Here is a 20,277-nt window from a genome sequence, read left to right on the forward strand (position 1 = left end):
CCTTTAATAAGAATGGTTCTGAATGTGAAGTAACTCCTTCACCTAGCTTGGATAGCGGAATAGTTGATCACAAGGAAACGCTGTTTCGTACATCCTGCTTAAGGCATCTGCGCGACGATGAACGCCAATCCGATAGACTTCATCGACCTGGCTGATGTAATGCTTGAAGGCAAGCTCCACAACGCTCCCCGGATGGTGACGATAGCTGCGCTTCTCCAGTCTATGCGTTTGAATAAACGCTTCAGTTCGCGCTTCCTCGTCCTTCGTTGCGATCCCTCCATACGGCTTATCTTCTTGAAAATAAAAGGCGGCCCGCGCCTTACTGCCAAGCTCGCTTGCCACTCGCACCGCAGCTTCACGCACGATAAAGTGGTCGATATGCTCCTTGAAAGCGATCGGGAATACTAACGCCGTATCGGGAAGCATCGACCACTGAGCTATACGCTCAAGCATTCTAGCGAATATTTCCTGATCCCGTTCATCGAAATCCTCGAACATGCCATGCGGAAACTCCATCTCGCTGCTTGCCAGCGCTTTGCCTCTAGTGAAGCACTCGTATTCGGCAAGCAGCTCGTAGCCGTAACCGTATGGGTTCAACAGCTCATCGATACAATTCAAGTCTTCCAACAGCCGTTTGCCGGTTGCTAGTTTGATGCGATCCAGACTGTCGTCGAAATTGCCGCTTCCGGTATGCGCTAGATAATTGCTGCGCGAGAACACGTTGATAATACGGAAGTGTTTCGTATGTAGGAGATGTCGCTCCTTTAGCTCCAGTACATAACCGCCCAGAAAGAATAGGAAATCATCGTAATGCGGAGAGATGACGATAATGTTCGGCTCAGGAATGACGTCCTCAATCGGGAGAATCTTCTTTGGCTTCGTCATCGTTAATCCTCCAGCAATCGGTAGATTTCGGTATAGACTTCTTGAAAATAAGGCAGCTGCTGCTGTGCCAGCTCTTCATGACTTGTATCCTGTTCAAGGAAAGCAAGCGCTTGGTTAGCCGCTTCCAGGGATTCGAAGTCACATTCCCAGATCAGTGTGTTCCCGGCTTCCCTGCCGCTGTAAGGCAAATAACGTTTGCCTTTCGGAAAGGCGGGATTCTCGCGTTCGAGTCTGGCGAACTGACTTTCTAGCGCCAGGAACTGATCTCTGCTTGCTGCTTGGAACCGCTGCACAAGTCGTACTTTCACCTTCATCATGCTTCTCTCTCCCTCCTATAATTGGCTTGCACCAAGCATATGTCTGAATGCGGGTGTCATGGAAAGTTCGTTCTCTATGGCGAAAGCTGCGAGCAGCTTCGCATTCAGCTCAAGATGAATGGAATGCGGTGAAGTAACGGCCAAGGCGGCAATTAATGCGCCAAGCTCAACCGCGCTTTCGAGCGGAGTTTCGCCGAAATACGCATCGCTATGCGCCTTGGCAAACGGCAGGCCGCAGCTCAAGCCACAAACGACGCCGCCCAGCAATGCATCGCCGGCACCGGCTGTGCTTACGGCCTTTACCGGCAGCGTTGGGGTATGCGTGATTCTGCCGTTCTCATAGCTGTAACAGCCGGAAGCACCGTCTGTCATGATCATCTTTATCTCCGCATTGTGGATGCCGAGGTAACTCGCACAGACGGCAGCTAGTTGACTGCTATCAGGCTCAAGCGAAAGCTCCGCTTCCGCTCCCCCTGCTTCTGCTGCTAATCCGGCGATTCGGCGGGCTTCATCACGATTAACCGCTATCAGATCCGTAAGCGCATATCCGCCAAGTGCATCGAACTCGGCCGCTTCGGATGACAGTAAGGCTGCGACGTTGAAGCTCTTCCGAGAACGCCCTCCTTCGAGGAGTGCGATGCGGGCGGCGAGCGGTACTTCAGGAGCAGCAAGCACAATTTCCGCGATACCTTCCGGTGGAAGCTGCTCAAGTGCATGGTTAATATCTTGCGGAAGTACGCGCTCACTTGCGCTATTGGAAGTCGTCATGTTGCCCCCTGCCAGATCGGGATATTGGAAGCAAACACTGAATAATGTCTTGGCATCTGACAATCTGCCCACGTAATCGATAGACATCCCGGAACTAACTATCTGCTCTAGCAGTGCTTTCCCTTCAAGGTCGTTTCCCACCTTACCGATTGGATAAACCTTGAATCTATTCGCTTCTTCAATCCTCTGCTCGCTCAGCAGAACAGCCGGATAATGGCAAATGATATGCAGTTTGCAGAAATCCTGATTGTTCGTAAGCACCCCGGGGCGGCTTTCGTTTCTGCCTAGGGTTTGATTTCCTTCAAGCTGAAACAAGATGCCTGAGCCGATTCCACCTGTTCCGATCAGGCGGCGGAAGCGATAATGCGTATCCGAAACGGGCCGCAGTATACTCATACCTGCACCCCGTCAAACGTCCATTCCGGGTGTTCGGCAATGGGATGTGCGGCCGTTTCGAGTGTTGCTGTAATGAGCGCATCCGGGTGTGACTGTAGCAGGGTCATCGGATACTCGACAGTCTCGCCTGAGAATAGAGCTGCTCGGAGAGCAGTCTGCTTCCAAGCTCCCGTATCACTGTAAATTCTAATTTTTTTAGCGGACAGGCACTCTTTCATGCCAAGCGTGATCGACATCGGCGGTACGAATTGATAGGCACCACCGTAGGTGCGCTGGGCTAAAGCAATAATCGTATCGAGGTTATTATCCTGGACTCGGATCTCCGAATTGCGGAGCTGTTCCACCGTTATCGAGCTATACGGATGCCTTCGCGCTTGATTGTAGGCCAGATGCCCATCCTGTCCCCAGCCGCCAAGCGTCAGATCAATCGGGGCTTCCGCAATACGCGACTTGATCGTCTCGATCGCAGATGGAATCGGGAAATATCGCTGCTCCAGAGGAACGGCAAGCTCAGGTCGAACCCCGCCATAGAAATACGTCTCCATGAAACTTCTGAAGTTATAAGGGTCATTGCGGGAGAGCAGCTTTCCCTCCCAGTCTAAGCACTCATCCATATGAAACACCGTCATATTCGTAAGCGAGATGCTCTCTTCGTTAACGATTGTAACGAACGGTTGATACCACGCCTTCGGCCCGCAAGGCACAATCGCTCGGAAGGGTCGACCCTCTTCATTGGCGAGTCGAATGTCATCGGCGAACTCTCTGGCCATGATCATGCCCATTTCGGCGGAATCCTTGACCAGCCTTAATGGAATTCGGCGCGCCTTGTGATCCATCAGCTCGTTAACCGGCACTTTGCACCACTCATATAGCTCTTGGTTCGATATCGGACACATCTTCATGCTCCTCCCCTCAACTGGTAACAGACAGCAACCCTAAACGTACAACGAGAGTTCCTGCAGTTTTGTGCATCCGGAATATCATCTGGAATGCCGTTTTTGATTTCGTATCCTTTGCCTAAACCGCCATTTTGCCGGTCAAAATCGGCATTATCCGCATTTCGCTGCTCTCAAGGAACAAATGTGGCTCATATAGGAGGAATAAATTTTGCAAAGCGCTTTCCCCTCACACTTAGCGTATAAGATGAGCGATGAGATGAAAATCGACTGTTCTTTGACTGCTTCAACGATTTATTCGTTCAGATGAAATAAAGTGAAGTAACAAAAAAATCGACCAGGTCGAGACTGTAATTTTCACACCTGCTGACGAGACTTTAAGTTGGTCCAAAAGCGTGGCATTCGCGCTAACGAACCGTACAGCCCTTATTTACGTGAAAAAAACCGCTTTTCAAATCTAACGAACCGTAGGGGCGTTATTGCATTAAAATGGAGCAAAAAGGGGCTTCTCGACACGTAATTGCGCCTGTAGGGTTCGTTAGATTTTCAAACCCCCTCATTTGGCTCATATAAGACCCCTACGGTTCGTTAGAGTTTTGCGGTCGGCGGTTAGCAAGTGGTTGCGGGTTGGTGGGTTGGTGGGTTGGCGGTTGGCGGTTGGCGGAGTAGCGTGTGGCGGCGCGCGACACTTCAACCTTTCTGCGTCAACGCAAAAAGAGCTGACTCAAAAGTCGCCCTGCGCACTTTTGAATCAGCTCCTATAGAGCAATCGTTATTCCCATCCCGGCGAAATATGCTGCTCCTTAATGAGCCTGTTCACCTCGTCAATTATGGCTTGTCCGCCGTTCCTCAGATACTCCCGAACCGCGGCGTCCCAATCAGAGAGAGGTTCATCGCCGACAATCATTCGCGTGGCATGGTCCGTGAACGCTTGTTCAAGCTCCGATTCCTTCTCGTTACGCAGCGGAGAAGTGATGTAATCGACCGGGTTCCGGTAAAACTTGTACCCTTTCAACGTATTGACCGCGTCTTGTACGAACTGTTTCGCCAGCGGGTCCGAGAAGGAATTTTGCGGCTGAACCGCTTCATCGCTTGGAGCCCAATATCGGCCGATCAAGTAGTTTTTGGGACGCAAATCTTGAGCATCTGCTTTCTCGACCGGAATGCCGTCTTTCATCTCATAGCCCTTGTCCACTCCGCCGTACTGCCAATCGAAATCCCCATTCCCCGGATTCCGATTCTCCCATGGAATCCAACTGCTCATATAATCGAGCATGCCCAGAATCAGGTTCACCTTCTCCGGCTGCTTCTCCAGCTCGGCATTTAGCATAATCATCTGATAAACGCCATTACTGGAAGAAACATACCCGCGTTGACCGTCATCCTGCAGAAAAGGCGGAATCACGGCCAGTTTAGCCGAAGGCTCCAACTCTCTAAGCGCAGTAAAACGCTGTTCGTTGAAATCATAGGGCTGCTCGAAGTACATCCCGAACTTCCCGGAGAAGAAATCATTGCGCACATCGCTCATCTTGGAGACGGCCCAATCTTTCGCAATAGCACCTGCCGAATATAGCTCGGATAGAAATTGGATCTGCACTTTGTTACTCTCCGTAATGGTGCCGGGGATCAGCTGTCCTGCTTCATTCCGGTCATACCAAGCGGCTGAATCGTAACCAGCCCCCATCGCAGCGCCATACAAGAGTCCGGTTCCCACCGATGACAACCCTAAACCAAGGGTGTCATCCTTCCCGTTCATATCGGGATCATCTTGGGTAAAGGCGATAAGCACATCTCGCAGTTCCTTATAATTCGTCGGCATCGGCAAACCTAAATTGTCCAGCCAATCTTTCCGGATCACCGGTTGTTTGCCGTATTTCTTCGTAAACCATCTTGGAATCGCGTAGATATTCCCATCGACTGAAACGGATTGCCATACGTTTTGCGGGATTTTGGATAACGTCGGGTAATTCTTAATGAAGTCATTAAGAGGCAGGAAAGCACCTTGCTTCGCCCATCTGATGAAACCGGCATCGGGATTCTCCAGACCGATCATATCCGGTAAATCACCGCTTGCCATAGTGACCGCGAGCTTATCCGGGTATTCCTGCATGTAATAGAATTGAGGGTTGAAATCAATGCCGAATTTTTTGTTGATCGCTTGAACTGCGGGACCGTCCGGAGAAGGAATGACTGCATCCCATAAGCCGTCCATATAGGATACGCGGACTGCGTCGCCAGCCATAGCTTCGGTATCGTTCTCCGCAGACGGATTCGTCTTTGCAGCTGCCTGATTACTTGCAGAATCATGCATGTTCGCAGCGTTTTCCTCATCATTACATGCTGCAAGGAGCGCGAACATGGAGATGATGAGCATCCTTGCTATCCCGTTCTTCTTCACACGATTGCCCTCCTTCAACCAAGCGCGGTGCTAACATTTTGCTATGGTATTCGACAGAATGTGCCTCGATCTCCTCCTATCTATTAAGGAAGTTTTCCTATACTAGTTAATGTTGTGTGGTTTTCTAATAAGATGTAATTACAAATTTCTACCTTGATTTAACAGTTTTACGATGCTACTATGGGGACATCTCATGTATTCCAAAGAATAGGAGGAAAACAATGGGAAAAACCGGGCTCCTCAAGCACGCTGCAGGTTCCCTGTTCATTCAGCTACTACTGAGCTTTCTAGCCATTCTCATCCCTCTCATCTCATTCTTTTTCTTCTCCTTCACCCTACTGAAGAATCACGCCACTGACGAAGTTATCAAATACAATACCTTAAGCATGAATAAAACCATTGAGAAATACGAGAATCATTTCAATCAAATTCGGAATATAGGATTTGATCTGCTGCTGGACGAGAAATTGACTACGCTGAACCGCCCCACACTCGACTATTTGAATGCACGATCACTCATGCGATCCATTAACGGCTACTTAGGCCATAAAGATATCGCTGTGCAAAATATATTCATCTATTTTAAGGATAGCAACTTTGTCATATCGGGTGACCGCGGTGTCGGCGCCAATGAAATGTTCGCCCAATACTACCAAAGCGCGGACTATTCACCGGCGTTCTGGGCGGAACAATTCAGCAAGCCGGGCAGCTACGTCATTCTGCCTTCCTCCACGTTTAAAGAGAAGACAATCAATCAACTGACGGCCAAAGGCCGATATTTGCCCGTTATTGTCCGAAACAAATTCCTCCCGGATTATCAAGTGATCATTATGCTGGACGTAAACAAAATGCTTCGAGAGTTTCACGATTCCTCGCAAGATCAATTCATCCTCTTAGATGCAGCCGGTAACGCAGTAGCAGCGGATAACGTCGACGAGAAGATTGAAACCTCTCTGCCTGCATGGGAGAAAGGCAAGAATTATGTGAACCGGAACGATAACTATTATTTCAACAAAACAGGCTTGGTCACCGGTATTCGATACGTCAAGATCGTTCCGGACAACCTGCTTTCAGCACAAATTAGCCATATCAACTCGATTCTACTCACATTACTGATCGCGTTCGCCATTATTAGTATCTGTGCGGCTTGGTTCTTCACGAAACGATTCCATAATCCGGTCAAAAGCATCATGCAGTCCATCCAGACGCTTAACGCCCCCTCTGCTGTTCAAAGCAGCATTCACGAATTCAACTACATAAACGATCAAGTCAGACACCTCGTTCAGACCAACAACACGATCGATCAAGCCAATAGCCGCAAAAACTCCCTGCTCAGCTACTATGCTTTTATGAACAAAATCAAAAATATTAAGCTGAAGGATCAGGAGTTGTATGACTTCTCCATTCAGGAGCCGTATCGCCTTCTGCTGTTCCGGCTGCAGTTTACGCCCGCGTTCTTCCGTGACATCGATGCGGATGAAGGCAAAGCTTCCTTCTTTGTACGCGAGTATATCGACTCTCATTTGAAGACTTACGAGCAGACGCAAACGATACAGCTGGAGCATGATCTCATTCTTTCGCTTGTCATCGGAGATTCGATTCAAGAGGAGATTCCGTCCTTTCTCAGCAGCTTGAAGACCGTATTCGATCTGGACCAGCGTTATTGGTCCATTACGATCGGCGTCGGCAGCCTATATCGGAATTCATCTGATTTGACGCGGGCTTACGAACAAGTACAAGCTTTAATCGACTACCGTAAGCTTGATCATGTAACCCAAATCATAACGGCTGACGAGCCTCTGCCGGATTGGCAAGCTGCAATGACAGGCGGACAAGAGCAGGAGCTGTATACGAATTTGTCGGCGGGCAATGAGGAATTCGTGCTTCGCATCATCTCCAAGGTACTCGGCCAGCTAGAAAAGAAGAACGCAACGGCAAATCAGTATTATGATTTTGCGGAGAACATCGTCCAAGTGGTAACCAAAACATTCGCCTCGCTTCATCTGGATATGCAAGCTCTTCAGAGCCATCTGACGCTATCCGGCAAAGCGCGCAACTGTTCCAATCCAGATGAGCTGCAGCACTATTTGATCAAACTTCTCACCTTTGCAATGGCTCGCGTGAATGAGAAGAAAGCAGCGCGAGATAATATCATTGAGTTTGTGATGAAATATATGGAGCAGCATTACCGGGACGATATTACGCTTGATATATTGTCCGACAAGCTTAATATCTCCGCCAGTTATCTATCGACCTATTTTAAGACGAAGACGGGCATGAACTTTATCGATTACATCAACAATTACCGGATTGATCTGGCCAAGTCGCTTCTGAAAGGCGCTGATCTGCGCATTCAAGATGTGGCCTCGCAGGTCGGGTATCAGAACATTAATTCGTTTAACCGGATGTTCAAGAAAATTAGCGGCGTGACGCCAAGCGAATTCCGCAAACAGCAGTATCTCCTTGAAGGATAAGAAAAGCCGCTTCGTTTCACGCTAATCGTGAAGGAAGCGGCTTTCTGTTTGTTTATCCATGATACGTTTCTGCGCGATTACGAATGGCTTCCATGACTGCGACCGATTGGATCGATGAGCTCAGATCCTGATTCAAATTCGCTCCCGATTGCAACGCGTCCAAGAAGCCGGCATTCTCGTGATAGAAGCCAAATGCCGTCGTCCACTCCCGCTCTTCGCGGATGACTTCAACCTTCCCCTTCTCCGAACAAATGAGTCCGGCGAAGCTGCCTTGGCTCTCCATTAGCGGCAAATGCAGCTCATAGGAGAAGCCCTCCCCCCGAACGGTGACCATCTCTCGGGCTGACCCTGAATAGGGATAACAGTTCAAATTCACACGCACGCCGCTGCGGAAGTAGCCTTCTGCCATGATATTGATAAGCCCGGGAGCGACTCCTGACAAATCATCGTATTGAAATCGCAGCGCTCCATAATCGGAGCCGGCAATAAACTTTGCGGCATCAATGGCGTGAATCGCCGTTGTAGAGAAATCAGCGTCCTTGCGATTAATCCGGATCATGTCGTAGGTGATACTGTAGATTTGTTTATCTTGCGCATGTGCCCGCAGTTTCTCGATCAGTAGGGCCGCCATCGGGACGAACCTGCGATTAAATGCTACACGGTGACGAATACCTAACTTAGCTGCAAGTTCTTTGAGCTGTATGACGTCTGCGGTGTTGATACCCGGTGGTTTCTCCAAGAAAACCGCCACACCGGAATTCATGACCCGTATCGAGATGGGTACGGTAAGATGCTCCGGAACGATGACCCATACGGCGTCCAATTGTTCGTTCTCAAGCATCTGTGTGAGACTGGTATAGGCTCGTTCAAAGCCGAAATCCGCCCGATACGCCTCTGCCGCCGCCATATCTAAATCACAGCAAGCGGCAAGTCGAACCCCGCCGATCGTTTCTTTATACTGCTTTAAACAAGGTCCATGCGTTGCCCTTGAATGCCAGCCACAGCCGATTATACCGATCGTTAGCATTAGACTCCGCACCGCCAATCGGTATCCTCATGCGCTTTCAATTGAATCGACAACGAGCCATCCTTGTTTACTTTCTGGGCGCACGCCCAGTTCACTTGTTTAAACTGACCTGGCATGACTTCAAGCGCTATGGAAAGCCTAATCTCTTGATCTCGCCAAGACGGAGGGAGAATCATTGAAGCAAGACCCACTTTACCGGGCAGCGGACTTCCCTTATCCAGCTTGCCGCGCACCTTCTCCCTTCCATCTGAGCTGACAGCCTCCAGCCACAATGTACCGGGAACACCGGAAACGCCGTCATTGGCGAGCGCGATGACAAGCTCATCTGTCCCCTGTCGTTTCCGCTGCCACACCCAGGATGGGCGAAGCCGGTAACCTAATCGGCGCCGAAGCGTCTCGATGCCCTCCGGGTACTTCTCATGATAGCTCGCTATCGCTTCGGCCTCTGTCCATAATCCCCAATAGTTCCCCCCGACATCGAGCGCATGCAGCATGGAGCTTGCAATAACATCGACGTTCCCGCTATCAAATGTAAGCTTATCCTGTTTGAAATGCCGGTAGTAACCATCTTCAATCACGGCTGCGGTCCAAGCCGCCCGACCTGTGATCACTTCGATTTGTTCCGGCTCTTCGATAATGATGCTGTCCGTCCGTACCCAACAGTTCTCATTCATTGCGTACTCTCTAACCGTACGATTGCCGGTATGGCTAATGTCAGGCTGTGTGTTGACTGCAAGCGGCGTATACTTCCAACGCTCGATTTGCTGCCTCGTCATCGACATGAATGTGTGCTCTGCCGTTGTATAGTCAGGGAATGGATTCTTCAGATCATTCGTATGACCCTCCCCCCAGAAGCCATACATCATCAGATCCACAAACTCGATAATCGGATTACCGTCGAATCGCTCAGCCAGCAGCTCATTTAACTCCGTGAAGGCAGCTTGGAACGCAGGATGATCATAACGAGGCTCGTAATAATCAAAGTCCTGCTCGTGGAATCGCCCGATATTGACCAGTGGCACTTGATCATGCAAGAAATCCGGCATGGCAATCCTTGCCGGCTGAATATTCGGACTCGACAGCTGAATGCGGAAAGCAACGCGGAGACCATAGCGTTCAGCGGCTGCAAATGTCGCTTCCCAGATCGGATGAAAGTCGAGCTGGCCGGGACGAGATTGTACATCCCTCCAATCACACCGAATATAGAGTACATCGGCATACGGAAGCTTTGCCAGCTTCTCTACATGTTCTTCAATTGTCTCCAGCCCTTGCCTCGCCTTAATGGACGGTCCATTCTCCTCCCAAGCGTATGCGATCAATCCAAGCCCCGGATTACGGACAGGCTTGCTTGATGGGGTCGTCGTAAAGATCGTATACCAGCCATCATCCTGTTCAATTTGAAATGGTCCTTGATACAAGCGACCCAAGTTAATCGCCTTCGTTACCCCTTTTTCCACCAGCAGTTCAACTCCCCCGATTGGATGTAAAACCGTACTTCTTACTTTCAAAATATAAGAAGACCCGCGGAAAAGATATCTACGATATTTTCGCACCTTCATCATTTTATTGATTTTCACAATTCCTGCAGCAAAACAAAAAAAGCGACAAGCATCGCTTGCGCCTTTTCCCAATCCCTATGCGTCTTTCAACTGTTCGATATAGTCCTCAAATTGAACGGTTTTACCGGTTAATCGCGATTGTTCCGCAGCGAATACCAGCAGATGGCTGTGTGCCGACTCCATACCCGAGCTGACGCCGTTGCTCTGCGTTTCCACTTGTCTAACAAAGCTCTGCATCAGCACCGAATCAGCTCCGCTGTGCGAGCCTTCTTGCTGCTCCGGACGTATGATCTCCGTTCTTCCGGAGAAATGCCGGATTTCGATTTCATTGGTGCCCGAATGTCCGAGCATCTCACCTGTTGTTCCCATGATTTTGAACGAACGGCTGGTATCCCTCGTGAAGGCGGTCATGGTGAAAGCAACGGTTACTTCATTATCGAAGAGCAGATTGACGACCTGATGGTCGACGACATCGTTGTCGCAGCGATACACGCATCTGCCATAGGGTCCATTCTGCAGGGCATGAAGACGCGCGGCTAAGGTCGGCTCGAGTGAAACGACATTTTGCGGCCATTCGTCTTTCTCATTCAAATACAGTTTAATGGCCGATAACGAACACTCATGCTCGACCTTGCAGCCGTCGGTGCATCGTGCGGTTGACCCAACAGGCGCATTCTCCTCGCGGAAGTAGGACAAGCTGCCGAAGGAGGATAGGCTCTTGCAGTTGGCACCAATGATCCATTTCAAGAAATCAAGATCATGGCAGCATTTTTGCAGCAGCATTGGACTGGATAAGGCCGTGTTGCGCCAGTTTCCCCGAACGAAGCTATGGGCTTGGTGTGCGTACCCCACATTCTCCGTCCATTGGATCGTCATTAATCGCCCGACAGCTCCCTGATCCACTAATCGTTTCACGCTGCTAAAATAATTCGAGTACCGCATGCTATGGCAAATCGTCAGAATGCGATTGCGCCGCTGTGCTTCCTCTGCCATTAGCAACGCTTCCTTCGGATCAGGCGACATGGGCTTCTCCAGCAATATGTGATAACCGACCTCGAGCGCCTTCATCGTCGGCTTGTAATGCTCCCTGTCCATCGTACAAATCAGCAGCGCTTCGCAGAGCTTCGGCTGATTAAGCAGCTCCTCCCAGCTCGCAAATTGCAGTTCGGGCGCGATGCCATACATTTCAGCAAACTTGCTACGTCTCTCTTCGTTTGGTTCTGCTACGGCAATGAATTTGATTTCATGGGGTTTGCGTAAAGCGTAAGAGCCTAAGCCGAACATCCCTCTACTACCCGCTCCTATTACTGCAGCATGGATCATCGCAATGCCCTCCAACGAATTAGAATGTACGTCTATTCCTCTTCCAGATCTGTGATAACACCTGTCACTTTATCGTAGGGAATGATGGTAAACAGCGCTGTTTTCTGCAGCTTTGCCTGATCGTACACGGCGTACACTTTACTGGAGCGCGCGATGAAGAGCTGCGCGATACGGGCCTCCAGCTCATTATGAGTCGTAAACCCATGCTCCTGCGAAACGCCATCAACGCCGAGGAACATTTTCGTAATGTTCAGCTTCTCAATGACGCTCTCCGCAAGCGGACCGATAAGCTCATAGCTCTTATGCCGCATCACTCCGCCCGATACAACAACCTGCACGCCTTCGGCGTCGAACAATTCATTCGCGATGTTGACCGCATTCGTGACGACGGTAATGTTTTGGTGTTTTTTGAGCGCTTTGGCAATCATGAACGTGGTTGTGCCCCCGGTAAGGCAGATGATATCGCCTTCTTCCACTAAAGAGGCAGCGGCAGCAGCAATTCGCTCCTTACCTTCACGGCTGACATCGCGTTTCTCGGCAAAAGCCAGCTCTGCATTTCTTCCGCTGCCTTCATCATAGATCGCTCCGCCAATCGTACGGATGATTTTATTCGATTTCTCAAGCCATTCCAGATCCCGCCGAACCGTAGCGATGGAACTGTCCGTTGCTTCCATCAAGTCTCCAATCGAAGCTTTGCCAGATTCCTTAATTCGCTCCAGCAGTTTCGTTCTGCGAAGCTCGCCTTTCGATTGCATCATGCTCTTTCCTCCATCATTAGCGCATATCTACAGCTTTGCCTACACATCCGCACAGCTGCATTTTCTCCATGGCAAGCCGCTTTACGGCTTGTTTGGCCGGCACCATGTAGGTGCGCGGATCATTCTCGTTTGGTTTGTTTGCAAAAACATCCTTGATCGCATCCGAGAATACAATGCGAAGCTCGGTTGCGATATTCATCTTCGCCATGCCAAGCGATACCGCCAGCTTCACTTGTTCTGCCGGAATGCCGGAACCGCCATGCAGCACAAGCGGTGCTGCAACGCGCTCTGCAATGGATGCGATTCTAGCAAAATCAATATTTGGCGTACCTTTATAAATGCCATGTGCGGTACCGATAGCAGGAGCGAGTGTATGGACGCCTGTTGCTTCCATGAATTTCACGCATTCATCCGGATCGGCAAGGAATGCATCAAGCTCATCCACGATAATATCGTCCTCTACGCCTCCAACCTTGCCTAACTCCGCTTCCACGTTAACGCCGGCGGCTTCCGCAATTTCCATCACTTTCGCGGTTCGCCGCACATTCTCTTCGAACGGATGCATGGAAGCATCCATCATAACAGAGGTGTAGCCTGCTCGGATACATCTGACAATGAGATTGAATTCCGTACAATGATCGAGATGCAGCGCAATCGGCAATCCGGTATGATTGGCGGCAACCGTAGCTGCTGCGACGATGTATTCCGGGCCTAAATGTTTGACCGTACCTACTGTGGATTGAATGATTAGCGGTGCTTGCATCTCTATTGCCGCTTCTGTTACCGCTTGGAGCATCTCCAAAGTGTGCACATTGAAAGCGGCTACGGCGTAATTGCCTGCTCTGGCTTGTTGAAGCATGCGGGTGGAAGAAAGAAGTGGCATAAGGAAGAGGCCTCCTGTCGTTTCTGAATGACTGCTGTACATACAAAAACTAGCATTGGAAGTAATGGCTCTGATAAGGTAATCATATCGGGTTATTTTGATCTTTACAATCATTAATTGATCGTTACAATCAAATTATGATTGATGACATCAGCTAAACGATCTATTATAGAGGCATACCCATCGACAACACCTATTATGAGGAGGATTCCGATGAGCTTGACCTATGAGGAAATAAAATCGCAATATTCGGCCCTGCAGCAAACGTACGACTATATGCTGAAGAATCGCACCGTGATTACCGATTTCTTTCATTCGCAAGGCAAACGCTCGGTTACGTTTATCGGATGCGGTTCGAGCTATACGCTCAGCGAATCGGCGTCGTTCTCCGTTCGCTTACGTGCCGGGATTCCCGCTACTGCACTTGCGGGCGGGGATTTGCTGCTCCATGCTGAAGCCTACGCCCCCCTTCTCAGCGATACACTTCTCGTTGCTCCATCGCGCTCGGGCTCGACGAGCGAGATCGTAGAATCGGTTCGGCTGCTGAAAGCACGCGGCGATGCGCCGGTACTGGCGATCTCATGCAACATCATCGACTCCGCCTTATCCGAAATCGCAGATCTCACCCTTTCCCTGCCATGGGCGTTTGACCACAGCGTGTGCCAGACAAGAACCGTTACCAATTTATATACCGCTAATCTCATGATCGCCGCCTTTCTTGGCAACGACGAGCACGTTCTCGCCGACATCGCCGCTGCGATTAGCCAAGGAGAAGCTTATATGGAACGCGCCGAGTCCGCAATCCGTGAGACGAGCGACTATGGCTGGACGAATGCCGTCCTCCTCGCTGACGGAGAGCTGCACGGCCTAGCGGCCGAAGGCGCAATCGCGCTGACGGAAATCGCTAAAGTGCAGGCTCATGCGTTTCATGTGCTCGATGTTCGCCATGGTCCGATGGTGACCGTTGGTCCGGACACGCTCGTAATTGCTCATCTCACTAGCGCAGGAAGCGAGCATCAACGTAAGCTGATGCATGATATTCGCGCACGCGGTGCGAAGGTAATCGCATTTGGCGATGCAACTGCCAGCATCTCAGCAGGTGATGTTGACCTCACCGTCATGACGGAATCGCAGCTTCGTCTGCCGGTTCAAGGTATCCCGTTCCTATTCATTCCTCAGATCGTGGCCCTTTGCAGTGCGGAACGTCAGGGAATCAATCCCGATGAGCCGGACGGCTTAACGGCATGGGTTAAGCTTTAATGGTTGAAGCGCAGCGCCTCCTCCCGAACTTCTAACGAACTCTGGAGGCCTTATTTGCCCCAAATTGGGCCATTTGAGTATCTAACGAATCCTACAGGCCTTATTCAGCCGATATCCCATGCCCAACTGGCTATTTGGACTAAATAGCGTCTCTACGATTCGTTAGATTTTTCGTGAGTCCAATTTCACGAAAATAAGACCTATACGGTTCGTTAGAATTTCTTAGGACGCAGCTGCCGCTTCCACAGCTACTTTCGCTCCACCAGAGCATAAAAAAGAAGATGGCCTCCTCATCATAAAGGAGCCATCTTCTTACTTATCCATTACCCGCTCGCCGTATCTTCAATCCAGTTTTGACGCTTCGTGACGAAGCCGGCACGTGCCGCTTCTGCTTTGGAATACTCCGCTTCGAGCTGTTTGATCACTTGGCGAACATTATGAATAGCGTCCAAGGTTTGTTGTTGCGAATCCTTGATGCGACCTTGGACGATCCAATCCGTAATCAGGCCGTCAAACCAATAGTCAGCCATCTTCAGCGTTCCGCTAATATCGATGACGATGTTCATGCTGCGATCGAGATCCTTCAACTCATCGCGGAAATCGAGCAATTGATGGTTCGCTTGATGGATAAATCCTTTGGCATCATCTACATGGCCATGTTTGATATGCGTACTGATAGCTCCGCCGCCGCCCCATAAATCCCAGTTGCCCCAATTTTCCGCTTTATCCAAACTTTCCGAAGCATCCTCCAGCGAAGCCATGACACGTTTACCGGCCGTTATCGCTTCTTTAATTTCCTTTACTAAGAGAGTCTGTTCGGCAATTTGATCCTCCATCTTTCTTAGCGCTTCAGAACCGAAGCTACCGCTGCGCAGCGCCGCTTCCTTCGCTTTCATCAGCTCTTGATATTCATACTCTGCACTGCTAAACGCAGCAAGCGCATCGCCAATTAACTTCAATTCTTCCTGCGTATCAGAAAGTCTCTGCTTTTCTTCCTGCAACTTGAGCGCGGCTTGCAACGCCTGCTGTCTTTCCATTTCAAGCTGTTCATCCTTGCTGCGAAGGATCGTATGAAAAATATTAGTCAACGTCAAACCCGTTAAACGCTCGACATCTGCTTGTTCAGATTCCAACTGTAATTCATATTGGATAATAAGACGTTCCTGCGAATGAAGCCTCTTCATGAGTTCCTCTCTTTTGCGCTGCGCCTTATGAAGATGATGAACGCGTTCCTTCGCTTCAAGCAATTGACGATTCAAGATTTCAGACATATGATCTCCTCACTTCATCGTTTTTTCTAGGTCAAATACATCGGTGGAATGATGAACCTCCGCACTTTCAAACCTTCCGTCAGGTCAAAATCAGCTACTTGCTTCGTGCGATATTCTGCTAGAATATGCATCAGAGAACAGCATCCCCGCAAAAATCAACAAAGCGACGATAAACCTCCGAATACGATGGTGCGTCTATTAACTTTCATTTGTAATTCCGGTTAACTGCCCGTGCCTTCCAAATCAAAGATACAGTATTGCCGGTCAAATAAATTGTCCACTCGAATGCCATCTACCAAATATTCTTCTTTCGATAGGAACCTTATATTCATTAGCTGCTCCTTGTTTTGTAAAATAATAACAGCTATAGTTTACCATTATTATTTCAGTCATTGCCAGAACAAACGCGCCAACAAACAAAAAACCCAAACCATGACCGACAACCGCTCGGTATCGTTTGGATTCTATTCTACCAAATCGATGATTACGATTTGCTTTTATATCGTTTTCGCTGCAGCTTCTGATAAACAAATATGTATCTGTCCAACTGCTGACTCACATAGACGACTCTCTCATCTGTGAGGCTTCCGTGCCGGCATGCCCGTTCATTCATTTCAAAACGTAATGATTCAATTTTCTCTTGCAAATAAGATTCCATTGCACCATTCTCCGTTCCATGATTTAGTTTGGGCACTGCTATTGCACCGGATATACTTCCATAATAACAAGGAAATTTTAGGAATATATTTGAAGTATATTAGATGGGGTCATTTATTTCATGCTAAGTTTCATTTATTTATTGATTTATAAACAAAGGAAAGCCGCCCGATTGGCTGGGCGGCTTAAACAACACGATTATTTCGTTGCGGCTTAGAACTTCTTCAACCAATCATCCGTGCCTACCGGACATTTATCATAGTGTTTGACTCCATCCCCTTGAAGCTGCGGATTACTCGTTGCATTATAACAAGAGACGAAAGTACGGCGATGGTAATCCGACAGGTTTGGTGCGGAAGAGTGCAAGAGATTACTGTGGAAAAACAGCGCAGAGCCCGGCGTCATCTCACAGTGAACAAGTTCAAACATCGACAGGACATGATTAATGCGGTTCACGTCGGCACCGGTTTGCCCGCCTACTTTTCCGTGCTCCAGTCGCCCGAGCTTATGTGAGCCACGGAGTACCTGCAGGCAGCCATTCTCTTTGGTTGCCGCATCAAGGGCAATAAATACACTGATCATATTCGGATACATAAAACCTTGATCGTACCAATAGCCATAATCCTGATGCCACTCCCAAGCCCCGCCTGAATGAGCCTCCTTCAGCATGACTTTTCCATGAAAGAAAGCTGCATCTTCGCCGAGTAAGACACTTACATTATTCACTAGGCGCGGACAGGTCGAAACGGCTGACCACATGTCCGGGCTAAGCTCAAACCAGATCGTCAGTTTGGCTTTTAGGCCCGAGCGGTCATCGTTGCTAAACGTTGAACCTGCTACCCGTTCGCCGCCTTCAATTTCGCGAATCATTGGATTAATTTCATCCCGATCAAACAGATTGTTCACAAGCACATATCCGTCTCTATGATATTGAGCGATCTCTTCCTGATTCAGAATCATGTATTATCCTCCTTTATTTTTTCAATTTCATATCTTTCTGAAACGGCTTTCCCTATGTCGATAGTTTGGCTGACAACATCCCTTGGTTCATCCATCATGTGTTTAAAGCTTATTCAGGCGATGAAGCCATTGAGATAATAGAGTCACATGCCGTAGACATCATTATATCTGACATTCGTATGCCTGAAATGTCCGGACTAGAACTGATTGAAAGAATCCATGAAATCTCCCCAAAAACCAGATGCATTATTTTAACGGGATACTCCGATTTCTCTTACGCTCAGCAAGCCATCCGGAACAAGGCGGATGATTACTTACTAAAGCCCATTCGTTATGAGCATTTAGTAAATTCCGTCTTAAACGTCATCCCATACATCAAGCGGCAATGGGAAGAAGCCGGATCCTATCAGCGTGCAGTCCATGCACTGAAGGAACATATACCTGTGCTTAAGGAGAAACTGCTGCTAGAGCTGATTATGGGAAAACGCTATCCACAAGAAACTTTGCAATCCAAATTAGAACTCTACGGCATTCCATATCAAGATTATGGGACGTTCTGCTTCATGCTGATCCGGATGGAGGATGTGCAAGCAACGACGCTGGATAGGAACGGAATCTCGCTTCTGGATTACGGAATCTGCAAGGTTCTTGTATGATCAGCATCACAGGCAGCATCCTCGGTGAACAGAACAAGATCGTCATTGAAGATAACGGAATAGGACTGACCCTGGAGGAAATCGATAGCCTTCATCATAAATTGCATGCCCCTCTGAATGAGAATATGGGCTACGCCATATGGAATGTGTTTCGAAGGCTTGTCCTGGAATTCGGCGAAGGCACTGATATTCGATTCTCTCCCTCAACACTCGGAGGAATAAGGGTCGAAATCGTTTGGCCTGCACCACTTCCACAATAAGCCGTACGAAAGAATAACACCTGTCTTTTCTCCAAAGAAAACAAACGAAATCATAATTTTACGGTATCGCGACCGACCAATGGAATTCACTAAGATTAAGTTGCATCGCTACTTCTATTCAATCGGGGTGAATGAGTTGACGAATAAGCCAAACACCTATGAAGAAACACTTGCACATGTAACTACGCATTCCAGTCCATCTGAGCTTCGCATCACGGATATCCGTTTTACCGACATTGTTGGCGGTCCTTTCCATAGCAGCTTGATTAAAGTGTATACCAATCAGGGTCTGGTTGGTTTTGGAGAGGTGCGCGACGGAGCCGACAAGGTCTATGCTCAAATAACAAAGGGCAGGCTGCTCGGCGAAAATCCATGTAATATCGACAAACTATTCCGCCGGATTAAGCAATTCGGCGGACATGCCCGTCAAGGCGGCGGCGTCAGCGGTCTTGAAATCGCCCTTTGGGATCTGGCAGGCAAAGCGTATGGCGTGCCGATTTATCAAATGCTGGGCGGAAAGTTTCGAGACAAGATCCGGATGTATTGCGATACGGACGTCAGCGGTAAGAATACAGGTACCGCAATGGGTGTCGCTCTTAAGAAAAGAATGGACGACGGGTTTACGTTCCTCAAAATGGACCTAGGTATCGGGCAATTGATGGATCAACCCGGAACCCTGAGCGCTCCTCTCGGTTTTGTTGAAGAAATGATAGACAAGTCAAGAAGACGCTACAAGCTAAACGCTGCCGGTCTGTCAGAAGAAGAAGTTCGCGATATCCGAAATCGTCATTATGATATACATAACATCGCTCATCCGTTCACAGGCGTTCATGTGACGGACAAAGGTCTGGATGTGCTGGAGCAATATGTGGCGGATGTACGAGCGGTTATCGGCTATGAAGTACCGCTTGCAATTGATCATTTCGGTCACATCGGTCTGGAGGATTGTATTAAACTAGGCAACCGGGTGGAGAAATTCAATCTGGCTTGGATGGAAGATATGATCCCTTGGCAGTATACGGAGCAGTATGCGAGATTGGCACGTGCGGTTACGACGCCGATTTGTACCGGCGAAGATATTTATTTAAAGGAAAATTTCAAGCCTCTTCTCGAAGCCGGCGGCGTTTCGGTTATCCATCCTGACGTCCTAACATCGGGCGGCATTCTGGAAACCAAGAAAATTGGCGATATGGCGCAGGATTACGGCGTTGCAATGGCGATTCATATGGCGGAAAGCCCGATCGCATGTTTGGCGGCTGCCCACGTCGCCGCGGCCACGGAGAATTTTCTTGCGTTAGAGTATCATTCCTGCGAAGTGGAATGGTGGGATGATATCGTCATCGGCAGCAAGCTTCCGAAGAAGCTGGTGCAGAATGGATTCATAACCCTAACGGATGCGCCAGGGCTTGGCATCGATGACTTAAATGATGAGCTGCTCAAGCAGCATCTGCATCCTGAAATTCCGGGCCTGTGGGAATCGACAGATCAGTGGAATAACTACTATTCCAATGACCGGCTTTGGAGCTAAT

The 20,277-nt window shown here is 49.0% G+C and carries 18 protein-coding genes; 5 read left to right on the plus strand and 13 right to left on the minus strand.

The annotated features are described in order from the left end of the window. Nucleotides 1-42: 42 nt before the first annotated feature. The 5 genes from AC6ESO_RS21310 to AC6ESO_RS21330 form a co-directional block, all read right to left on the minus strand. Nucleotides 43-885 carry a hypothetical protein gene (locus AC6ESO_RS21310; RefSeq protein WP_497093143.1) on the minus strand — a complete coding sequence of 281 codons (843 nt, stop codon included), beginning with the start codon at nucleotides 883-885 and terminating at the stop codon, nucleotides 43-45. A gap of 2 nt (nucleotides 886-887) precedes the next feature. Further along, nucleotides 888-1,202 carry a hypothetical protein gene (locus AC6ESO_RS21315; protein ID WP_494819822.1) on the minus strand — a complete coding sequence of 105 codons (315 nt, stop codon included), beginning with the start codon at nucleotides 1,200-1,202 and terminating at the stop codon, nucleotides 888-890. Nucleotides 1,203-1,217: 15 nt separating this feature from the next. Next, entirely contained in the window at nucleotides 1,218-2,366 is a 1,149-nt protein-coding gene (locus AC6ESO_RS21320) for a carbohydrate kinase family protein (protein WP_497093144.1), read from the minus strand. After that, nucleotides 2,363-3,262 (minus strand): sugar phosphate isomerase family, encoded by a 900-nt coding sequence (locus tag AC6ESO_RS21325; RefSeq protein ID WP_497093145.1) that lies wholly within the window; start codon nucleotides 3,260-3,262, stop codon nucleotides 2,363-2,365. Before AC6ESO_RS21325 ends, AC6ESO_RS21320 begins: the two co-directional genes overlap by 4 nt. 772 nt (nucleotides 3,263-4,034) lie before the next feature. Then, on the minus strand, nucleotides 4,035-5,660 hold the full coding sequence (locus AC6ESO_RS21330; RefSeq protein WP_497093146.1) for an extracellular solute-binding protein: 1,626 nt from the start codon (nucleotides 5,658-5,660) through the stop codon (nucleotides 4,035-4,037). A 221-nt stretch (nucleotides 5,661-5,881) separates the two neighbouring features. Here AC6ESO_RS21330 and AC6ESO_RS21335 point away from each other — a divergent pair, with 221 nt between their 5' ends. Next, a complete protein-coding gene (locus tag AC6ESO_RS21335; protein WP_497093147.1) occupies nucleotides 5,882-8,134 on the plus strand; it encodes a helix-turn-helix domain-containing protein in 2,253 nt (750 codons plus the stop codon). Between the two features lie 52 nt (nucleotides 8,135-8,186). On the opposite strand, the gene AC6ESO_RS21340 is transcribed toward AC6ESO_RS21335, so the two are convergent. The 5 genes from AC6ESO_RS21340 to AC6ESO_RS21360 all read right to left on the minus strand — a co-directional run bounded on the left by AC6ESO_RS21340 (nucleotide 8,187) and on the right by AC6ESO_RS21360 (nucleotide 13,684). Continuing rightward, on the minus strand, nucleotides 8,187-9,161 hold the full coding sequence (locus tag AC6ESO_RS21340; RefSeq protein ID WP_497093148.1) for a Gfo/Idh/MocA family protein: 975 nt from the start codon (nucleotides 9,159-9,161) through the stop codon (nucleotides 8,187-8,189). Continuing rightward, on the minus strand, nucleotides 9,161-10,618 hold the full coding sequence (locus tag AC6ESO_RS21345; protein WP_497093149.1) for a hypothetical protein: 1,458 nt from the start codon (nucleotides 10,616-10,618) through the stop codon (nucleotides 9,161-9,163). The genes AC6ESO_RS21340 and AC6ESO_RS21345 overlap by 1 nt, the downstream gene beginning before the upstream one ends. Nucleotides 10,619-10,795: 177 nt before the next feature. After that, on the minus strand, nucleotides 10,796-12,043 hold the full coding sequence (locus tag AC6ESO_RS21350; RefSeq protein WP_497093150.1) for a Gfo/Idh/MocA family protein: 1,248 nt from the start codon (nucleotides 12,041-12,043) through the stop codon (nucleotides 10,796-10,798). Between the two features lie 32 nt (nucleotides 12,044-12,075). Further along, complete coding sequence (locus AC6ESO_RS21355; RefSeq protein ID WP_497093151.1) at nucleotides 12,076-12,801, minus strand: DeoR/GlpR family DNA-binding transcription regulator; 726 nt, start codon at nucleotides 12,799-12,801, stop codon at nucleotides 12,076-12,078. Between the two features lie 16 nt (nucleotides 12,802-12,817). Further along, on the minus strand, nucleotides 12,818-13,684 hold the full coding sequence (locus tag AC6ESO_RS21360; protein ID WP_497093152.1) for a class II fructose-bisphosphate aldolase: 867 nt from the start codon (nucleotides 13,682-13,684) through the stop codon (nucleotides 12,818-12,820). A 213-nt stretch (nucleotides 13,685-13,897) separates the two neighbouring features. Between AC6ESO_RS21360 and AC6ESO_RS21365 the strand changes: the two genes are divergently transcribed. Continuing rightward, entirely contained in the window at nucleotides 13,898-14,944 is a 1,047-nt protein-coding gene (locus AC6ESO_RS21365) for an SIS domain-containing protein (protein WP_497093153.1), read from the plus strand. A gap of 323 nt (nucleotides 14,945-15,267) precedes the next feature. On the opposite strand, the gene AC6ESO_RS21370 is transcribed toward AC6ESO_RS21365, so the two are convergent. The 3 genes from AC6ESO_RS21370 to AC6ESO_RS21380 all read right to left on the minus strand — a co-directional run bounded on the left by AC6ESO_RS21370 (nucleotide 15,268) and on the right by AC6ESO_RS21380 (nucleotide 17,832). Next, the gene (locus tag AC6ESO_RS21370; protein ID WP_497093154.1) at nucleotides 15,268-16,215 is read right to left on the minus strand and encodes a hypothetical protein; all 948 of its coding nucleotides are present in this window, start codon (nucleotides 16,213-16,215) and stop codon (nucleotides 15,268-15,270) included. Between the two features lie 484 nt (nucleotides 16,216-16,699). After that, the gene (locus AC6ESO_RS21375) at nucleotides 16,700-16,873 is read right to left on the minus strand and encodes a Spo0E family sporulation regulatory protein-aspartic acid phosphatase (RefSeq protein WP_497093155.1); all 174 of its coding nucleotides are present in this window, start codon (nucleotides 16,871-16,873) and stop codon (nucleotides 16,700-16,702) included. A 212-nt stretch (nucleotides 16,874-17,085) separates the two neighbouring features. Further along, nucleotides 17,086-17,832 (minus strand): phytanoyl-CoA dioxygenase family protein, encoded by a 747-nt coding sequence (locus tag AC6ESO_RS21380; protein WP_497093156.1) that lies wholly within the window; start codon nucleotides 17,830-17,832, stop codon nucleotides 17,086-17,088. A gap of 98 nt (nucleotides 17,833-17,930) precedes the next feature. Between AC6ESO_RS21380 and AC6ESO_RS21385 the strand changes: the two genes are divergently transcribed. The 3 genes from AC6ESO_RS21385 to AC6ESO_RS21395 all read left to right on the plus strand — a co-directional run bounded on the left by AC6ESO_RS21385 (nucleotide 17,931) and on the right by AC6ESO_RS21395 (nucleotide 20,276). Next, nucleotides 17,931-18,488, plus strand: a complete 558-nt coding sequence (locus tag AC6ESO_RS21385; RefSeq protein WP_497093157.1) for a response regulator — start codon at nucleotides 17,931-17,933, stop codon at nucleotides 18,486-18,488. Further along, nucleotides 18,485-18,748, plus strand: a complete 264-nt coding sequence (locus AC6ESO_RS21390) for a sensor histidine kinase (RefSeq protein WP_497093158.1) — start codon at nucleotides 18,485-18,487, stop codon at nucleotides 18,746-18,748. The genes AC6ESO_RS21385 and AC6ESO_RS21390 overlap by 4 nt, the downstream gene beginning before the upstream one ends. 136 nt (nucleotides 18,749-18,884) lie before the next feature. Beyond that, nucleotides 18,885-20,276: a mandelate racemase/muconate lactonizing enzyme family protein gene (locus tag AC6ESO_RS21395; protein WP_497093159.1), complete on the plus strand. Its 1,392-nt coding sequence runs from the start codon at nucleotides 18,885-18,887 to the stop codon at nucleotides 20,274-20,276. Nucleotide 20,277 lies beyond the last annotated feature (1 nt).

The organism is Paenibacillus rhizoryzae, assembly GCF_059686995.1.

Excerpts from the sequence above, each read along its gene's own strand:
- AC6ESO_RS21310 (WP_497093143.1), bottom strand. The coding sequence starts at position 885 with ATGACGAAGCCAAAGAAGATTCTCCCGATTGAGGACGTCATTCCTGAG.
- AC6ESO_RS21360 (WP_497093152.1), bottom strand. The coding sequence starts at position 13,684 with ATGCCACTTCTTTCTTCCACCCGCATGCTTCAACAAGCCAGAGCAGGC.
- AC6ESO_RS21365 (WP_497093153.1), top strand. The coding sequence starts at position 13,898 with ATGAGCTTGACCTATGAGGAAATAAAATCGCAATATTCGGCCCTGCAG.
- AC6ESO_RS21340 (WP_497093148.1), bottom strand. The coding sequence starts at position 9,161 with ATGCTAACGATCGGTATAATCGGCTGTGGCTGGCATTCAAGGGCAACG.
- AC6ESO_RS21380 (WP_497093156.1), bottom strand. The coding sequence starts at position 17,832 with ATGATTCTGAATCAGGAAGAGATCGCTCAATATCATAGAGACGGATAT.
- AC6ESO_RS21370 (WP_497093154.1), bottom strand. The coding sequence starts at position 16,215 with ATGTCTGAAATCTTGAATCGTCAATTGCTTGAAGCGAAGGAACGCGTT.
- AC6ESO_RS21350 (WP_497093150.1), bottom strand. The coding sequence starts at position 12,043 with ATGATCCATGCTGCAGTAATAGGAGCGGGTAGTAGAGGGATGTTCGGC.
- AC6ESO_RS21335 (WP_497093147.1), top strand. The coding sequence starts at position 5,882 with ATGGGAAAAACCGGGCTCCTCAAGCACGCTGCAGGTTCCCTGTTCATT.
- AC6ESO_RS21320 (WP_497093144.1), bottom strand. The coding sequence starts at position 2,366 with ATGAGTATACTGCGGCCCGTTTCGGATACGCATTATCGCTTCCGCCGC.
- AC6ESO_RS21315 (WP_494819822.1), bottom strand. The coding sequence starts at position 1,202 with ATGATGAAGGTGAAAGTACGACTTGTGCAGCGGTTCCAAGCAGCAAGC.
- AC6ESO_RS21325 (WP_497093145.1), bottom strand. The coding sequence starts at position 3,262 with ATGTGTCCGATATCGAACCAAGAGCTATATGAGTGGTGCAAAGTGCCG.
- AC6ESO_RS21390 (WP_497093158.1), top strand. The coding sequence starts at position 18,485 with ATGATCAGCATCACAGGCAGCATCCTCGGTGAACAGAACAAGATCGTC.
- AC6ESO_RS21355 (WP_497093151.1), bottom strand. The coding sequence starts at position 12,801 with ATGATGCAATCGAAAGGCGAGCTTCGCAGAACGAAACTGCTGGAGCGA.
- AC6ESO_RS21375 (WP_497093155.1), bottom strand. The coding sequence starts at position 16,873 with ATGGAATCTTATTTGCAAGAGAAAATTGAATCATTACGTTTTGAAATG.